This is a genomic window from Tenacibaculum sp. M1.3A, from assembly GCF_057732375.1.
In genome coordinates this window covers 78698-96926 of the sequence record NZ_JBYJEF010000004.1, presented here as the reverse complement: position 1 = coordinate 96926, position 18229 = coordinate 78698, and the positions used below count along the sequence as shown (strand labels likewise).

Sequence of the window (18229 nt, the reverse complement as noted above, 5' to 3'; positions counted from 1 at the left end):
TTAGTGTGATACTTGTTGTAGAATTAAAGTTTTTTAGTAGCGGCTGCACTTATTTGCTTGATGTCTTGCTCATCTTTTCGCGGACAAATTAAAAGCACTCCATCTTTTTCAACCACAATAAAATCATTTAAACCTTGAATAATTACCTTTTTACCGCTTTCGGTACGAATCATATTTCCGCTTGCATCTCTAAAAATGGTTTCAGCACCTACAATAGCATTTTTTTGATCATCTTTATCTAATTTATTATACAAAGATCCCCAAGTGCCAAGGTCATTCCATCCAAAATCTACAGGTAAAATGTGCACGTTGTTCGAGCGCTCCATAATCCCGTAGTCAATAGAAATATCTTCACATTTTTCGTAATTATTTTTAATAAAGTCGGCTTCTAAATCAGTATTGTAAATAGTATTTGTGCCTTCTAAAACCGTTAACATATTTGGTAAGTGCTTTTTAAAAGCGGCTAAAATACTTTTGGTAGACCAAATGAAAATTCCTGCATTCCATAAATAATCACCACTAGCTATAAATTCTTTTGCAGTTGCTAAATTTGGTTTTTCAGTAAAGTTTTTTACCTTTTTTATATCCGAAGAACTTTCTTCAAACTGAATATATCCATAACCAGTATTTGGTGCATCTGGTTGAATACCTAGCGTCATTAAAGTGTTGTTTTTTGCAGCTATTTCAAACGAAGTTTTTATATTATTTAAAAATTCGGTTTCATCCTCAATCCAATGATCAGAAGGTGCAACCAACATAACAGCATCTTTATTTTGAGCATGAATTTTTAAAGAAGCATATAAAATACAAGGGGCTGTGTTGCGCATTTCCGGCTCTAATAAAAGTTGCTTTTTAGTGGTTTTTGGTAATTGGGCTAAAACTAAACTTTCATAACGTTCGTTTGTAGCAATTAAAATATTTTCAGCCGGAATTAAAGCATTAATTCGGTTAAAAGTACGCTGAATTAACGATTCACCAGTTCCTAACATATCATGAAACTGTTTCGGATATTCTTGTGTGCTTACAGGCCAAAAACGTGAGCCAACACCGCCAGCCATAATTACTGCGTAATAATTTTTATTCATAAAAACGTATTGTCATACCTAAAAAAACAGGTGTTTTGTTTATGTGTTTGAAGCTACTAATATCACTTCTGCATTTTGATTAAAAAGATATATTCTTTTGTTCGTTAAATTTAAACATTCATAACGAGTTCTGCGTTTGTTTCCTCTTTTATATAACGTGTTTTTAAACTGAAAAACACTATTAACAGGAACTTGAAAGATAAAATTCTTTCCGTTTTCAGCTTCGCCACCACGCAGCGCTAATGATAAATTAACATCAGTATCGGTACTTGCTTTCGGGTTTTTAAGATAGTTAGCCAAATAAGGTAATATTTCCTTCGGATAAATATCTGGTTGTAAAAACGGCAACATTAAATGCTGAAAAACTGTTTTCCAATGTTTGCCATGAGGTTGTACTCGCCCAAACCTTTTATGCGTAACATGATGCGCAATTTCATGAATTAAAGTTAATAAAAACTGAAATTCGTTCAAGTTATTATTAACCGTAATTTGTGTTTGCCCGTTAGGAAAAGTCCTAAAATCACCATGTTTGGTTTGCCGCTGATTTACAATTTTAAGATTGATTTTATGCTCGTTAATTAAATACTCAACTAACGGAATTGCTTTTTCAGGGATATATTTTATAAGTGTTTTGTACAAAAAGTAAACTAGTTTATATTTAGAGAAATAAAGTTTTATAGGTGGTTGTTAATTGCAATACTTTCTTTTTAAATTCTGAGCTTCATCATAACTATTATATCCAATTAATAACAATCCTTCAGTACAATTTATTTTTCTTTCTTTTAATTGTTTCCCGACATATTCTTCATATTCTTTAAACTTTCGGTAGTGCTCAGGAATCAACTTAATTGATTTTTTTGAATCTATATTAATCAATTTTTCATTAATAATTATTTCATATAAATTTCTTTCTAGTGCTTTTAAATGAGATTTATTTTCAAGTTTAAAATTAAATGTTCGAGTTTTAGAGTTGTGGGTTATGATTAAAGAATTGCTTATACCTAAGCTTCTTTTTTCAATAGGACCTCTATAAGTTACATTGATTAGCTCGTCATAATAAGCATCTATTTGTAAATTAAAATGTGTTATTTCTTCATATTTAATTTTTTCATCATAATTTATAATTAACTCATTTTTATCAAATTCTAAGAAACCTTTTTTATTACTTTTAATTTTTTCAAAATCATAATATTGATAAAAATAATTAAATAAATGGGTTGAGAATCCACAGAAAACGATAAGGAATAAAAAGCCATATCCAGTATCAATCAAGAAAATGTTATTATAAATATAAATAAAAAATATTCCAATAATAATTAAAGCTAAACTACATAAATTAATAATTTCAGTATTAGATTTCTCTCGTTTAATAATTTTATAAACAAACGCTTTGAATGTCAATAGTCTTTTTTTTATGGTGTTGAACTAGATACTTCTAATACTTTTCCGTTGTAAAACTTGTTTCCAGTTAAAGCGAAATCAAAAATATAACTTGCCATTTCTTTTGCTGATAAAGGAGCAATATAACCGGGAAAAGCTTCTTCTAACATTTCAGTTTGTACAGCACCTAAAGCCAATACATTAAAAGCAATTTGTTGCTCTTTGTATTCTTCTGCTAATAATTCAGATAAGGTAATTACTGCTCCTTTGGCAGAACTGTAAGCAGCTAAACCTGGAAATTTCATGCTTCCTTGTACTCCGCCCATAGAGCTAACTGTAACCACGTGACTTCCTTTTTTGAAAAACGGAATCAATAGCTTTGTTAATTCGGCAACAGCAAATACATTTACTTTATAAACCTCCTCGAAATCAGTTGTAGTTAAATCTGTAAAAGGCTTATTTACTAGTTTTCCTGCGTTGTTAATTAAAACATCCACAGTTTTCCATTCTTTTTTAATGAATGATGTTGCTTTGTTTAAATCGTCATTATTAGATAAATCGACAGCTATCGTAGTAATGTTTTTATGATTTATTTTTTCTAACGGACTTGTATTTCTTGATAAAGCCAACACTTTATGTCCTTCGTTAGCAAATTGTTGCGCTAGTTCAAAACCAATACCTCTACTAGTTCCTGTAATTACAATATTTTTCATTTAATAGGATAAGTTAAAAAAGCAAGCTACTTAAAATTTTCATACATTTATGGTTCAAACTAAATTTTTATCATGAAAAAAAATAGCTTTTTACTTTTGTTTTTATTGATTGTAACTTATTCTTTTAGTCAGAACACTTATGTTTTGTGCGGAAAGTTAATTGATACAGCTTCAGGAGAAATTCAAACAGAAAAAACAATTGTAGTTAATGGCAATAAAATTACACATGTTAAAAATGGCTATATAATGCCAAGAGATAAAACATCTAAAATAATAGATTTAAGAGATAAGGTTGTGATGGCTGGTTTAATTGATATGCATGTACATATTGAAATGGAATTTGATGCTAAAACGCGCTTAAATAAATATACTTTTAATGAAGCAGATGTAGCTTATAATTCTGTTGGTTTTGCAAAATCTACCTTGTTAAACGGATTTACAACGGTAAGGGATTTAGGAGGAACGGGTGTAAATATTTCAATAAAAAAAGCAATCGAAGCAGGAAAAATACCTGGGCCAAGAGTTTTTACAGCGGGTAAATCATTGGCAACTACTGGTGGTCATGCAGATCCTACAAACGGAAGTAGTAGAGTTTTAATAGGCGACCCTGGCCCTAAAGAAGGAGTTGTAAATTCGGTTGAAGATGCTAAAAAAGCAGTACGTCAGCGTTATAAAAATGGAGCAGACTGTATTAAAATTACCGCTACAGGTGGCGTTTTAAGTGTTGCTAAATCCGGCGATAATCCACAATTTACAATTGAGGAAGTGAAAGCAATTTGTGATATGGCTAAAGATTACGGAATGCATGTGGCGGCTCACGCACATGGTGATGAAGGAATGCAACGTGCAATAATTGGTGGAGTAAAAACTATTGAGCACGGAACTTATATGAGTGATGAAACGATGGAGTTGATGAAAAAGCACAATGCTTTTTTAGTGCCAACAATTACAGCAGGAAAAGAGGTAGAAGAGAAGGCTAAAATAAAAGGATTTTATCCAGATATTGTAGTTCCGAAAGCATTAGCTGTTGGTCCAAAAATTCAAGGAACATTTACAAAAGCATATAAAAAAGGTGTTGGAATTGCATTTGGTACCGATGCAGGTGTTTTTAAACACGGTAACAATGGTAAAGAATTTGGTTACATGGTAGCAGCAGGTATGCCAGCGATAGAAACGATTCAGGCAGCAACTATTACGAATGCTAAAATTTTAAAGATGGAGAACGAAATAGGGCAGGTAAAAAAAGGTTTCTTCGCTGATATTATAGCTGTAAACGAAGATCCAACTAAAAATATTAAAACAATGGAAAAAGTTGTTTTTGTAATGAAAAACGGAATCGTTTATAAGAAATAAATAAAAAAGAGCGTTTTTAAGACCGTTCTTTTTTATTAAAATGTTATATGCTGATAAGCACCAATATCGGGATTTGTTGTTCTATCAATTCCTAAAAGATCTTCAGAAATAGCGGATGCTTTTGCTTTGTTAATAGCTTCAGAATTTTCACCAATTATAAAATGATTTATAGAGGTGTTTTTAAAGTTAGGTTCTCCATTTAAAATAATATTTTTATAATGAGTAGCATCATTAAAATTCAATTCTGTATTACCAGCAAACGAATCATTAAAATCATTAAACTGAATCATAGAGTTTTCAATATTATAATTAAAATCACTATCGTTATTTTTATCTAAGACAAATTCAATATTGTTGTTGCCTTCAATAATGCAGTTGGTGAAGTTAGCAGCAATTAAATCTCTTGTAGCTGTTACTTCATCATTATTACTATTAAGAAAATTAGTGTAATTATTAACTAAAACTGTTGGTAACTGACGAAAACTATTGCTCCAATAATTAGCGAAAGTTGCATGTGTAAAATTATAAGTTCCTCCAAAAGTACAAGCCAAAGAAGATTGCCCAGCGTTACCAATAACGATGTTTTCTCCTTTAATATTAGTATCTCTTCCTAAGATTCCATAATTAGAATTGTTATAGATTTCTGTGTTTTTTATAGATAATGTAGGCGAAGCAACATTGCTAATACTATCAACAAGTACACCGATAGTTCCGTTTTTAATTAAAGCATGGTTAATTTCATTTTCAGCACTACCTGCACGTAGCCAAATAGTTCCCCATTGACCCGGTACCTCGTTAAAACGTTGTTCTAGACGATCGCTTTCAAAAACAACTTTACTGTCAAGAGTTCCGTTTACTTTTAAGCTCCCTTTTTTATCTATTATTAAACCTGAGTTATCGTGAAAGTAAATTTTTGCACCAGCATTAATTATTAATGTTTTTTCTGACGGTACAGCCGCATAACCGTAAATAACATATGGTTTTTCATCAGTAAAAGTTAATTCATCGTCTGTTAAAAAACGACCTTGAATTTCAGAATCTGTGCCATTTATAGTTAAGGTTTCAATTCCCATACTATTTTTTGAAGGGAATATAAAAGTAGCATCTTGCACTAAAGTAATTAAATCAACATCTTGTTGATTATTTCCGTTATCAAATAATAATTTATCTGTGTATAAAGGATCTGTTGTTGTGTTAAAATCAATGGTAGTTTCTACAAAAACATAGATACTGTCATTCGCTAAAATATCAATGTCGTTAAAGTTTTTACCAGATATTCCATCAACATTTAAACGATAGTTAGAGCTATTTCCATTCTCTAATTTAATTTCAGGAATTGTAATCGATTTATTGCTTCTATTATATACTTTTAAATTGTAGGTAGCTGAGCCTATATTCGAAAAAACAGTGTCTAAAAATATGGTGTCTTTAGAAAACTCTAATTTTCCAAAATTAGGAACCGTATTAAAATCTTTTCGACAAGAAGTAGCAGTTGCAAGAATAGTTATAAATACAATTATAAGTAGATTACGCATAAATCAATTTTGTTTAAAAGTATAACTTTTATGGTTAAAAGCACATTATAGACTATTTTTTAATCAACTCAATTTCAAATAATTTACTCCAGTGCTTTCCTGTAACAAACAAACGGTTGTTTTCTTTGTCGTATGCAATACCGTTTAAAACATCATCACTTGAGTCTAATTGTTGATTTTTAGCAACGATATCTCTTAGTCCGTTTAAATTAGCAACACCTTCAACAACACCTGTTTCTGGATTGATAATTACAATTGAGTTTTGTTGCCATTTATTTGCATAAATTTTTCCATCAATCAATTCAATTTCATTTAAATTATCAACAGGGTATTTGTTGGTATATACTTGAATGCTTCTTTTTTCTGTTTGATTTTCGGTATTTAAAAACCATATTTTATTTGTTCCGTCAGATTTTATTAACTCAGTTTTGTTGTGCGTTAATCCCCAACCTTGGTTACTCTTGTTATAATCAAACTCCCCAATTTGCTTAAAAGTATCTAGGTTATAAATAAAACCTTTACGAGCTTGCCATGTTAACCAGTACACTTTATTATTATAGATAGTCATTCCTTCACCAAAGTATTTTTTATCTAAATCAATTTTTTGAAGAACATCACCCGTTTTTAAATCAACCTTTCTTAAAGTTGATTCTCCTTTACGACCTGTAGTTTCGTATAAAAATCCATCTTTATATTCTAATCCTTGCGTATAAGCATCTTTGTCATGAGGAAAAGTGTTTATAATAGTATAAGAATAAACGGCAGGAGCGTTTTTAGCTAAAATTTCAATAGAATTATTAACTTTTTTAGATTTATTAGGATAAAAAGCCAATGCAGTAACCGCATGTTTACCAACACCAAAATCGGTAGTATTAATTGTTAAGCTTGTTTCGTTTTTGTTTACACGCTTATTATTAACGAATAAATGAACAGAATCGATCTTTTCACCTTTAAGTTGTTCGAATTTAATAGCAGCCTTTTGCCCTAAAGTGGTTTTTTTAGAAGTGTTTAACTTAAATTTGTATCCAGAATTACTACAAGAAGTAATAAATAATGTTGATAAAGCTAAAGCGAAGTATGTATAAATACGCATATTTTATAGTTTGATTTCTAATTTATTCGTTTACACTACAAATTAAAACAATTTATTTGTTTGAAAATTAAAAAATATGGTTAAATTTGCATCCTCAAACAGCTGAAAAACATTTTTAGTGTAAAACTTTACCATTTTTACAACGTTTGATAAAAAAACAAAACAATATTTAAAAGTCATTTAAGATGCGTAAAGGAATACATCCAGAAAATTATAGAATGGTAGCTTTTAAAGATATGTCTAACGGAGATGTATTTTTAACACGTTCAACTGCTAATACTAAAGAAACTTTAGAAGTAGAAGGAGCTGAATATCCATTAATCAAATTAGAAATTTCAAGAACTTCTCATCCTTTTTACACAGGTAAGTCTAAATTAATTGATACTGCAGGACGTATTGATAAGTTCAAAAATAAATACTCGAAGTTTAAAAAATAATTTCAAGTATCTAAGATATTTAAAAGCTCTAACTACAGTTAGGGCTTTTTTTATGCTGAAAATCTTGTATTTTAGCCTAGAAAATTTTAAACAATGAGAGATACTATTATAGCAATTGTTATTATAATTAATGTTTTGTGTGGCGTATTGGTATATTTTATTCCAGATGTAGGTAATTTTATTCTTTTAACAATTGCCTCTGGATTAAGTATAGTTGCTTTGTATGATGCTTTTATTCAAAAAAAGCATTCTTTACTGCGTGCTTTTCCTATTATAGCCCGTCTACGTTGGTTTTTTGAAGAAGAAAGAGAAAAAATTCAACAATATTTTATTGAAGACGATTTAAGTGGCGTACCAATTAATCGTGAAAAAAGAAGTATTGTTTACCAGCGTTCGAAAAAAGAGATAGAAACGGTGCCTTTTGGTACGCTACATAACGTGTATAAAAAAGGATATGAATTTGTAAAACATTCCTTATTTCCAAAAGATCATCATCATATTAAAGGAGAAAGGGTATTAATTGGTTCTGATAAATGTATCCAAAAATATGATGCTTCTATTGTTAATATATCAGCAATGTCTTTTGGTTCGTTAAGTAAAAATGCTATTAAAGCTTTAAACCAGGGAGCAAAAATGGCTGGTTTTGCACATAATACTGGTGAAGGTGGAATATCCCCATATCATTTACAAGGAGGAGATTTAATTTTTCAGGTAGGAACAGGTTATTTTGGTGCTGGGAAAAGCGTAGGTGGTAAACGTGTTTTTGATGCTGCTATTTTTAAAGAAAATGCAATTCGCCCGGAAGTAAAAATGATTGAAATTAAATTTTCACAAGGTGCAAAACCTGGTCATGGAGGTATTTTACCAGCAAAAAAAAATACTGAAGAAATTGCGAAAATACGTTCAGTAATACCTTTTACAGCGGTAAATTCTCCTCCAGGTCATTCAGCTTTCTCTAATTTTGAGGAGATGATTGCTTTTATTCAAAAAGTAAGAGATTTATCCGAAGGAAAACCTGTTGGAATAAAATTTTGTGTGGGTGATAATGAAGAGATAGAAGAAATGATAAAAGCATTTTCGTTGGCTAATAATTATCCTGATTTTATTGCAGTCGATGGAGGAGAAGGAGGTACAGGAGCAGCGCCTCTAGAGTTTTCTAATTATATCGGTACTCCATTATTAGAGGGTTTAGTTTTTGTAAACAAAACATTGCAAAAATATCAGCTAAAAGAGCAAATAAAAATAATAGCAAGTGGTAAAGCAATTGATGCTTTTGATATTATTAAGTATAAAGCTTTAGGTGCAGATGTTATTGGAATGGCACGTAGTTTTATGCTAAGTTTAGGTTGTATACAAGCACGTGAGTGTAATTTAGATACTTGCCCAGTTGGTGTGGCAACGCAAGATGAAGATTTGGTTGAGGCTTTGGTTGTTGAAGATAAAAATATTCGTGTTAGAAATTATCATATTAAAACAATAGCAGCAGTAAAAGAAGTGGTAGCAGCGATGGGTAAAGAATCAATTTCTGATGTGAAAGCAAAACATATTTTTAGAAGAAATAAAGAGGAGTCAATTACGTCGTTAAATATTATATACGATTTACAGGAGTAGTTATTATAAATATCGGTTCAATATTAATTGAGCTAATAAAAATAAAAGTATTGGAGACAACATTGCAATTTAATTCAAAAGAATATCAATTAGAACGTTACCCAGTAACAATAGATAAAGCCTTGCGGGCTTGGAGTAATGCGGAGTTGTTAATGCTTGATTATATTAAGGATAAAAAAACACCAAATATTCATTTGTATAATGATAGGTTTGGTGTTTTTAACACGCTATTAAGTGATGAAAATCTAATAACTGTTTGGACATATGCAAGTCAGCAAAAAGCAATTGCTAAAAACTTAAAGCTAAATAATCTTTCGTTAGATGTAAATTACAAAGAACCTTTAGATAATTTAGGTAAAGTAGAATTGGCGCTTTTAAAAGTTCCGAAATCTCTAGAATTGTTTGAATTATTTTTAAAGCAAATGCATAAAGTTTCTGATGATGAAACATTGATTGTTTGCGGATTTATGACAAAATACTTTTCTGTTTCTTTTCTTAAAATTGCTGAGCAGTATTTTGAAGAGGTTGAGCAGAGTAAAGCTTGGAAAAAAGCACGATTGTTAATATTAAAAAAGCCTAAGAGATTAATTGAAGAGAAAGAACTGATAAATAAAATTGAATGGAATAAAGAGGAACTTCAGCAATATTACGGAGTGTTTTCTGGTGGTAAAGTTGATATTGGTACACGTTTTTTATTAGATAATTTAAGGGTACAACCTAACGAATTAAAAGTGTTAGATGTGGCTTCTGGTAACGGAATTATAGCTTTTGAGATTGCGAATCAAAATATAAAGTCTGAAATTACTTTAATAGATGATTTCAATTTAGCAATTGCCTCTTCACGTCTTAACTTAAAAGATAAAGAAGCTAAGTTTGTATGCGCTGATGATTTAAGTGATTTAAAAAAGGGAAGTTTTGATTTAATAGTATCTAATCCTCCATTTCATTTTGAACATGAGAATAATATCGAGATAACTTTATCGCTCTTTAAAGATATAAAAAGTTGTTTAAAACCCGATGGACGCTTTGTTTTGGTAGCAAATAAACATTTGAATTATAAAATACATTTAGAGAAACTTTTTAATGCGGTTGAAATAATGGCAGATAACAAGAAATTTGTAGTTTATGAATGTATGATGTAAAAAATTAAAAGTATTTTAAAAAGAGAGGTATAATGTTAAGACATTATACCTCTCTTTTTAAATTTAAGTAAAATTAGTTAGGTTTATTAATTATTGTAATCATAAATAGAAAGTTATTAACAATTTAATTAAATAGTTATTAACACTTGTTGATAAAATTCATATATTTGTAAATTATTAACAATGTAGTGTGTATTACAATAATCCCCAAAATCCCCAATTAATATGTTTTTAGAAAAAACAGCACTTGCAGATAAAAAGAAAAATAAAATCTTAGAGTTTCCAAAGATTAATATTCTTGAACATCAAATAGAGCAGGTAAACGAATTTATAAGGCAAAGAAAAGTTTTCTTTTCAAGGAACTTAAACAGAGAGAAAATTGAAGTTTTTTTTACAGACCAGACTGGTTTAAAAAAAGTAGAAACATCTATTTGGACAGTTTCCGAAAAGGCAATTATTCTTAAGAATACAAAGGTAGTCCCGTATAGTGATATTGTCGCTGTAGCTTAAAAAAATAAAAATCCCACTCTTTTAAGAATGGGATTTTTTAGTTTTATTATGGGGTTTTAATTAATCCATATAATCTTCAATAGGATTACAAGAGCAAATTAAATTTCTATCTCCAAAAGCATCATCAACTCTTCGTACAGTAGGCCAAAATTTATTATCAGCAATATAATCTAAAGGAAAAGCAGCTTGCTTACGAGTATACGGTAAAGTCCACTCATCATCAGTTAACATATATTGTGTATGTGGTGCATTTTTTAGAGGATTGTTTGCATCATCTTTAGTTGCGTTTGAAATTTCTTTTCTAATAGAAATCATTGCATCACAAAAACGATCTAATTCAGCAACACTTTCAGATTCTGTAGGCTCAATCATCATAGTTCCTCCTACTGGGAAAGAAACGGTTGGTGCATGAAAACCATAATCCATTAAACGTTTTGCGATATCTACAACTTCAATTCCGTTTTGTTTAAAATCTCTACAATCAATAATCATTTCATGTGCAGCCCTGTTCATTTCTCCAGAATACAATGTTTCGTAATGACCATGTAAACGTTCTTTAATATAGTTTGCGTTTAAAATAGCTAACCTAGTAGAATCTGTTAATCCATCTGCACCTAGCATTGTTATGTATCCGTAAGAAATTAAACAGGCCAAAGCAGATCCCCAAGGGGCGGCAGAAATAGCTGTAATTGCTTTTTCGCCTCCTGTAGCTACTAAAGGATTTGTAGGTAAAAATGGTACTAGCTGAGGGGCAACACAAATTGGGCCAACACCTGGTCCACCACCACCATGTGGAATGGCAAATGTTTTGTGTAGGTTTAAGTGACAAACATCTGCACCAATAGTTGCAGGGTTTGTTAACCCTACCTGAGCATTCATATTCGCACCGTCCATATAAACTTGTCCGCCGTTATCGTGAATAATTTGCGTAATTTCTTTAATAGCTTTTTCGTAAACTCCATGTGTTGATGGGTACGTGACCATTAAAGCGGCTAAATTATCTTTATGTTTTTCTGCTTTTTCGCGTAAATCTTCTACATCGATATTACCTCTTTCATCAGTTTTGGTAACAACTACTTTCATGCCGGCCATTACTGCTGACGCAGGATTTGTACCGTGAGCAGAAGCGGGAATTAAACAAATATTTCTGTGTGAATCGTTGTTAGACTCGTGATAAGCACGAATAACCATTAATCCAGCAAATTCTCCTTGTGCGCCAGAGTTTGGTTGTAAAGAAGTACCTGCAAAACCAGTAATTACATTTAATTGATGCTCAAGGTTCCTTAAAACTGTTTGGTATCCTTCTGCTTGATTTAATGGTACAAAAGGGTGAATGTTTCCCCACTGAGGATTGCTTAAAGGTAGCATTTCAGAAGCTGCATTTAGCTTCATAGTACATGATCCTAAAGAAATCATAGAATGATTTAAGGCTAAATCTTTACGCTCTAATTTTTTAATATAACGCATCATTTCAGTTTCTGATTGATACGTATTAAACACTTCGTTGTCTAAAAATGAAGTATTTCTTTTTACGTTTTCTGTAATAACATCCGAAGAAGTTAATTCAGTTACTGTAATATCTTGAATATTGAAGGCTTGTTCAAAACAATCGACAATAGCATTGATTTCTTTTAAGCTAACAGTTTCGTTAACAGAAATTGAAATATGATTGTTGTCAATATAGTTAAAGTTAATTCCGTTTGCCTCAGCAATAGGACGTAATTTATTAGCTTCAACTTCAATTAAAATAGTATCGAAATACGATTTGTTTTTTTGTTTAAAACCTAAACTTTCTAAGGCAGCAACTAAAGTATTTGCCATAGTGTGTACTTTGTTGGCAATATACTGTATTCCGTCTTTTCCATGATATACAGTATACATACCAGCCATAACAGCTAGTAAAACTTGTGCGGTACAAATGTTTGAAGTTGCTTTTTCGCGTTTAATATGTTGCTCACGAGTTTGTAAAGCCATACGTAAAGCACGACCACCATCAACATCTTTAGTAACACCAATTACACGACCAGGAAGACTACGCTTGTAAGCCTCTTTAGTTGCAAAATAACCAGCATGAGGTCCACCATAACCTAACGGAATTCCGAAACGTTGTGTGGTTCCAACCACAACTGCAGCACCAAATTCACCAGGGGCTTTTAATTTAGCTAAAGATAAAATGTCAGCAGCAACAGCTACTTTTATATTTTTTTCGTTACAGTTGGCAACAAATGCAGTGTAATCAAATACTTCACCATGTTTTCCTGGGTATTGAATAATAGCCCCGAAAAACGCTGAAGAAAAATCAAACTCTTCATGATTTCCAACAACCAACTCAATTCCGATAGGAATGGCACGTGTTTGTAAAACAGATAAAGTTTGTGGTAAGATCTCTTCAGAAATAAAGAATTTGTTAACGTTAGCTTTTTTCTGAGCACGTTCACGTACATCAAATAATAAAGCCATTGCCTCGGCAGCAGCAGTCCCTTCATCTAATAAAGAAGCATTTGCTAATTCCATACCAGTTAAATCACAAACCATTGTTTGGTAATTTAACAACGCTTCTAAACGTCCTTGTGCAATTTCTGCTTGGTAGGGCGTGTAAGCTGTATACCAACCCGGATTTTCTAATATGTTACGTTGAATAACACTCGGAACAATTGCTTCGTGGTATCCTAAGCCGATGTAGCTTTTAAAAACTTTATTTTTAGCACCAAGCTCATTGATATGATTTAAATACTCATATTCGCTCATTGCAGGCGCTAAATCTAATCCTCTTTCAAGACGAATATCATCAGGAATAGTTTCATAAATTAATTGATCTAAGCTATCTGCTTTGATTGTTTTTAACATTTGCTCTTGATCCGTTACACGTGGACCAATATGTCTTAGTTGAAATGAATTAGTGTTCATTCTGTGTTGTTTGTGTTTAGTGGTTCAAAAATAATGAAATTGTATAATTTTTATAGTATGTTTTTACTTTTAAACTGATATTTTATTAACTAAATAGAAGGGTTATAAACATAAAAACTATTTTTGTGTAATGAGGGTTTTAAAACAAATGCTTAATTTTTATATAAACGCTAGTATTCATGTAGCTTTAGCCGTGTGCGCTTTTGTTAAGATTACTGAATTATATTTTGGGTTATCTTATAATGAATCATTAGATTTTTTTCTTTTCTTCGGAACAATTACTGGGTATAACTTTGTTAAATATGCAGGAGTTGCCAAATTACACCACAGAAGTTTAACAACGCATTTAAAAATAATTCAAATATTTTCGTTGATTTGTTTTTTGTTGATGTGTTTTTATGCCATTAAACTAAATGTAAAAACATTACTTGTTTTTGTGCCTTTCGGGCTTTTAACATTTTTGTATGCAATTCCTTTTTTTAGTGGATTTCAAAAAAATTTAAGAAGTATTGGATATTTAAAAATTATAATAGTTGCTTTTGTATGGGCGGGAGCAACTGTGTTTTTACCAATCTATGATGCAAATGTTGATTTGTCAAATCAATTTTATATAACTATTATACAGCGTTTTTTATTAGTGATGGTTTTAATTTTACCTTTTGATATTAGAGATGTAAAGTATGATGCTGTTTCACTACAAACAATACCCAAAAAGATAGGAATAGAAAAAACAAAAAAACTCGGATATGTATTATTAGTTTTTTGCCTGCTATTAGAGTTTATGATAGCACCAAACGCTAGTTTTAGAACTGTATTTTTATTGGTTTTTATGACTGTTTTAATATTATTGATGAGGTCATCAGAAAAAAAATCTAAATATTATAGTTCATTTTTAGTAGAGTCAATTCCCATAGTTTGGTGGTTGCTTTTATCAATCGTTTAAATTAATGTTGATAAAAAATGAAAAACTTCTTTCATAATAAGCTTCCTTTTTAATATCATTTGTATTTTTGGTTGCTTACTAGTAATTCAGCATAATGACACCAAAAAGAAGTTTTGTTTTCGATTTTGATAGTACACTTACAAGAGTAGAGGCGTTAGATGTTTTAGCTGAAATCACTTTAGTAGGTAATCCAAAAAAAACGGATATTATTAATGAAATAGTAGAAATTACCAATCAGGGTATTGATGGAGAAATCTCCTTTCCGGAATCTTTAGAAAAACGTATTAAATTACTGAATGCTAAAAAAACGGATTTACCTATTTTAATAAAAGAATTAAAACAAAAGGTTTCGCGTTCTATTGAAAGCAATAAAGAGTTTTTTGAGAAATTTTCTGATGATATTTATGTTATTTCTGCTGGTTTTAAGGAGTTTATAGACCCGATAGTTGCAGCATATAATATTCCCTCTAAGAGAGTTTTTGCAAATACGTTTAAATTTGATAAAAACGATTTAATTATTGGGTTTGATGCAGATAATCCGCTTTCTAAACACGATGGGAAAATAGAGTGCCTACAAAACTTAAACTTACCAGGAGAAATACAAGTAATTGGCGATGGTTATAGTGATGCCGTAACAAAAAAAGCAGGTGTGGCAGATACTTTTTTTGCGTATACCGAAAATGTATCTAGAGAAAAAACAGTTGCCAATGCCGATCATATTACACCTAATTTAGACGAATTTTTATACCTAAACGATTTGCCAAGAAATATATCATACCCAAAGAACAGAATTAAAATTTTATTATTAGAAAACGTGCATCCAGATGCATTTACTAAGTTATCTGGAGACGGATTTTCTGTAGAAACAGTTTCTAAAAGTTTATCAGAAGATGAATTAATAGCGAAACTTAAAGATGTGCATGTTTTAGGAATCCGTTCTAAAACACAGGTCACGAAAAAAGTAATTGAAGCTGCTGAAAAATTAATGGTTGTTTCAGCTTTTTGTATCGGTACAAAACAAATCGATTTAGAAGCTTGTAAAGAAAACGGAGTTGTAGTTTTTAATGCACCATATAGTAATACGCGCTCTGTGGTTGAGCTCGCAATCGGAGAAATTATTATGTTAATGCGTAGTGTTTTTCAACGTAGTACAGAGTTACATAACGGACAATGGAATAAAACAGCACAAGGATCAAGAGAGGTTCGTGGTAAAAAATTAGGAATTGTTGGTTACGGAAACATCGGTAAACAATTGTCTGTTTTAGCAGAAGCTCTGGGAATGTACGTGTATTATTACGATGTAGAAGATAAGCTAGCTTTAGGTAACGCAACTAAGGTAACAACCTTAAAAGAGTTGTTAAATATTTCAGATGTAGTTACTTTGCATGTAGATGATAATGCTGCTAATAAAAATTATATAGGTAAAGAAGAAATTTCTCAAATGAAAGATGGAGTTCATTTTGTGAATCTTTCTAGAGGTTTTGTGGTAGATATTGAAGCTTTGGTTGATGGCTTAAAATCAGGTAAAATAGCAGGTTGTGCAGTAGATGTATATCCGGAAGAACCTGCTAAAAATGGTAATTTTTTAACGGAATTAAAAGGATTGAATAATGTTATTTTAACACCCCACGTTGGAGGAAGTACAGAAGAAGCGCAAAGAGATATTGCAGATTTTGTGCCGAGTAAAATTATGGCATATATTAATTCTGGGGATACTGTTGATGCGGTTAATTTTCCGAATATTAGATTGCCACGCCAAATAAATGCACACCGTTTTTTACATATTCATAAAAACGTACCTGGTGTAATGGCGAAAATTAATAAAGAGTTAGCGAAGTACGAGCTAAATATTACAGGGCAGTATTTATCAACCGACTCTAAAGTAGGTTATGTAATTACTGATGTTGATAAAGAATATAATGAAGAAGTAATCGCAAAGCTTCGCGAGATAGAAGGGACCATAAAATTTAGAGTTTTATATTAATCTCTATAGTAAATATTATTATCTAAAAAATGATTGTTTTATATTTGAAAAACAATCATTTTTTAGTTTTAATAATGACATATAAAAATACTTTAGAGTACGCACAACAACAAGACAAAGAAGATAAGTTAGCGCATTTGCGTAGTCAATTTCATATTCCGAAAGATAAAGACGGAAATGATTGGTTGTATTTTACAGGAAATTCATTGGGATTACAACCTAAGAGTACACAAAAATATATTCAACAAGAATTAGATGATTGGGCTAATTATGGTGTAGAAGGTCATTTTGAAGCCAAGAATCCTTGGTTGTCATATCACGAACTTTTAACAGCGAATATGGCAGAAATAGTGGGCGCAAAACCATTGGAAGTTGTTGTGATGAACACTTTAACAACAAATTTACATCTCTTAATGGTGTCTTTTTATCAGCCTACAAAAAAGAAGTATAAAATTGTAATAGAATCAGATGCTTTTCCTTCGGATAGATATGCAGTGCAATCGCAATTAAAATTCCACGGATATGATGTAGAAGAGGGATTGATAGAGTGGAAACCAAGAAAAGGCGAAGAGTTACTAAATATTGAAGATTTAGAAACGATTGTTGCCGAACAAGGTGATGAAATTGCGTTATTATTAATTGGAGGTGTAAATTATTATACCGGTCAATATTTAGATTTAAAAAGAATAGCTGAAATTGGTCATTCCAAAGATTGTTTTGTAGGAATCGATTTAGCACACGGAGCAGGGAATATTTCTCCAGAATTACATGATTCGGGAGTAGATTTTGCAGCTTGGTGTACTTATAAATATTTAAATTCTGGTCCAGGAAGTTTAGGGGGATTGTTTGTGCATGAAAAACATGCACACAATAAAGAGTTACCACGTTTTTCAGGATGGTGGAATCATAATAAAGATACACGATTTAACATGCGTCAACCTTTTGATGTAATGCCAGGAGCCGAAGGATGGCAATTATCTAATCCGCCAATATTATCAATGGTAGCAATTAAAGCTTCGCTTGATATGTTTGCAGAGGTTGGTATGGAAGCTTTGCGTGATAAATCAGAAAAACTAACAAGTTATTTTGAGTTTTTAATCAATCAAATAGCTTCTGATGATATTAAAATTATTACACCTACAAATCCAAAAGAAAGAGGTTGTCAGTTATCTGTTCAGGTAAAAAATGCGGATAAAAATTTACATAAAAAACTAACCGAAAACAATATTATTACCGATTGGCGAGAGCCTGATGTTATACGTTGTGCACCAGTGCCAATGTATAATTCATTTGAAGATGTATATAAGATGGTTTCAATATTAAAAGGGTTGTTGTAAAACTAAAAGAATTTCCCCTATCGAAGTCGAGAGGTGTTTATTAATTGTAGGTAGCGTCTTAGTGAGAAAAAAATGGGGATTATTGAAACTCCAGCGTTAATAATTTTTGCTTTTTTATGAATAGTATTGTTATATAAACAGGTTAAATAATATTTTACAATATACATATGATGTACCCTCGAGCGCAGTCGAGAGGTTT

15 protein-coding genes are annotated in these 18229 nt (G+C 31.1%); 8 read left to right on the top strand and 7 right to left on the bottom strand.

The window, feature by feature from the left end:
- Positions 1-23: 23 nt before the first annotated feature.
- The 4 genes from AC28QF_RS07905 to AC28QF_RS07890 are packed head-to-tail and all read right to left on the bottom strand — an operon-like array spanning position 24 to position 3178.
- Positions 24-1085 (bottom strand): mannose-1-phosphate guanylyltransferase, encoded by a 1062-nt coding sequence (locus AC28QF_RS07905; RefSeq protein ID WP_488201399.1) that lies wholly within the window; start codon positions 1083-1085, stop codon positions 24-26.
- Between the two features lie 39 nt (positions 1086-1124).
- Complete coding sequence (locus AC28QF_RS07900) at positions 1125-1724, bottom strand: ImmA/IrrE family metallo-endopeptidase (RefSeq protein ID WP_488201400.1); 600 nt, start codon at positions 1722-1724, stop codon at positions 1125-1127.
- Between the two features lie 48 nt (positions 1725-1772).
- On the bottom strand, positions 1773-2486 hold the full coding sequence (locus AC28QF_RS07895) for a hypothetical protein (protein WP_488201401.1): 714 nt from the start codon (positions 2484-2486) through the stop codon (positions 1773-1775).
- A gap of 11 nt (positions 2487-2497) precedes the next feature.
- Entirely contained in the window at positions 2498-3178 is a 681-nt protein-coding gene (locus AC28QF_RS07890; protein WP_488201402.1) for an SDR family NAD(P)-dependent oxidoreductase, read from the bottom strand.
- A 72-nt stretch (positions 3179-3250) separates the two neighbouring features.
- Here AC28QF_RS07890 and AC28QF_RS07885 point away from each other — a divergent pair, with 72 nt between their 5' ends.
- Positions 3251-4531, top strand: coding sequence for a metal-dependent hydrolase family protein (locus AC28QF_RS07885; RefSeq protein ID WP_488201403.1), 1281 nt, complete (start codon positions 3251-3253; stop codon positions 4529-4531).
- Between the two features lie 35 nt (positions 4532-4566).
- Here the strand turns inward: AC28QF_RS07885 and AC28QF_RS07880 are convergent, their stop codons facing one another.
- Together AC28QF_RS07880 and AC28QF_RS07875 are read right to left on the bottom strand one after the other, a co-directional pair.
- Positions 4567-6066, bottom strand: a complete 1500-nt coding sequence (locus tag AC28QF_RS07880) for a hypothetical protein (protein WP_488201404.1) — start codon at positions 6064-6066, stop codon at positions 4567-4569.
- Positions 6067-6118: 52 nt separating this feature from the next.
- On the bottom strand, positions 6119-7159 hold the full coding sequence (locus tag AC28QF_RS07875) for a glutaminyl-peptide cyclotransferase (protein WP_488201405.1): 1041 nt from the start codon (positions 7157-7159) through the stop codon (positions 6119-6121).
- Between the two features lie 185 nt (positions 7160-7344).
- On the opposite strand from AC28QF_RS07875, the gene AC28QF_RS07870 reads away from it, so the two are divergent.
- The 4 genes from AC28QF_RS07870 (at position 7345) to AC28QF_RS07855 (ending at position 10859) form a co-directional block, all read left to right on the top strand.
- Positions 7345-7596 (top strand): type B 50S ribosomal protein L31, encoded by a 252-nt coding sequence (locus AC28QF_RS07870; RefSeq protein WP_218772987.1) that lies wholly within the window; start codon positions 7345-7347, stop codon positions 7594-7596.
- A gap of 93 nt (positions 7597-7689) precedes the next feature.
- The gene (locus AC28QF_RS07865; RefSeq protein WP_488201406.1) at positions 7690-9207 is read left to right on the top strand and encodes an FMN-binding glutamate synthase family protein; all 1518 of its coding nucleotides are present in this window, start codon (positions 7690-7692) and stop codon (positions 9205-9207) included.
- Between the two features lie 50 nt (positions 9208-9257).
- Positions 9258-10349 carry a class I SAM-dependent methyltransferase gene (locus AC28QF_RS07860; protein WP_488201407.1) on the top strand — a complete coding sequence of 364 codons (1092 nt, stop codon included), beginning with the start codon at positions 9258-9260 and terminating at the stop codon, positions 10347-10349.
- A gap of 225 nt (positions 10350-10574) precedes the next feature.
- Entirely contained in the window at positions 10575-10859 is a 285-nt protein-coding gene (locus tag AC28QF_RS07855; protein ID WP_488201408.1) for a hypothetical protein, read from the top strand.
- A gap of 60 nt (positions 10860-10919) precedes the next feature.
- Here the strand turns inward: AC28QF_RS07855 and gcvP are convergent, their stop codons facing one another.
- Complete coding sequence (gcvP, locus tag AC28QF_RS07850; protein ID WP_488201409.1) at positions 10920-13766, bottom strand: aminomethyl-transferring glycine dehydrogenase; 2847 nt, start codon at positions 13764-13766, stop codon at positions 10920-10922.
- Between the two features lie 148 nt (positions 13767-13914).
- On the opposite strand from gcvP, the gene AC28QF_RS07845 reads away from it, so the two are divergent.
- The 3 genes from AC28QF_RS07845 (at position 13915) to kynU (ending at position 18030) form a co-directional block, all read left to right on the top strand.
- A complete protein-coding gene (locus AC28QF_RS07845) occupies positions 13915-14709 on the top strand; it encodes a UbiA prenyltransferase family protein (RefSeq protein WP_488201410.1) in 795 nt (264 codons plus the stop codon).
- A 94-nt stretch (positions 14710-14803) separates the two neighbouring features.
- Positions 14804-16693, top strand: a complete 1890-nt coding sequence (gene serA, locus AC28QF_RS07840) for a phosphoglycerate dehydrogenase (protein ID WP_488201411.1) — start codon at positions 14804-14806, stop codon at positions 16691-16693.
- 74 nt (positions 16694-16767) lie between these two features.
- Complete coding sequence (gene kynU, locus AC28QF_RS07835; protein WP_488201491.1) at positions 16768-18030, top strand: kynureninase; 1263 nt, start codon at positions 16768-16770, stop codon at positions 18028-18030.
- Positions 18031-18229: the final 199 nt, after the last annotated feature.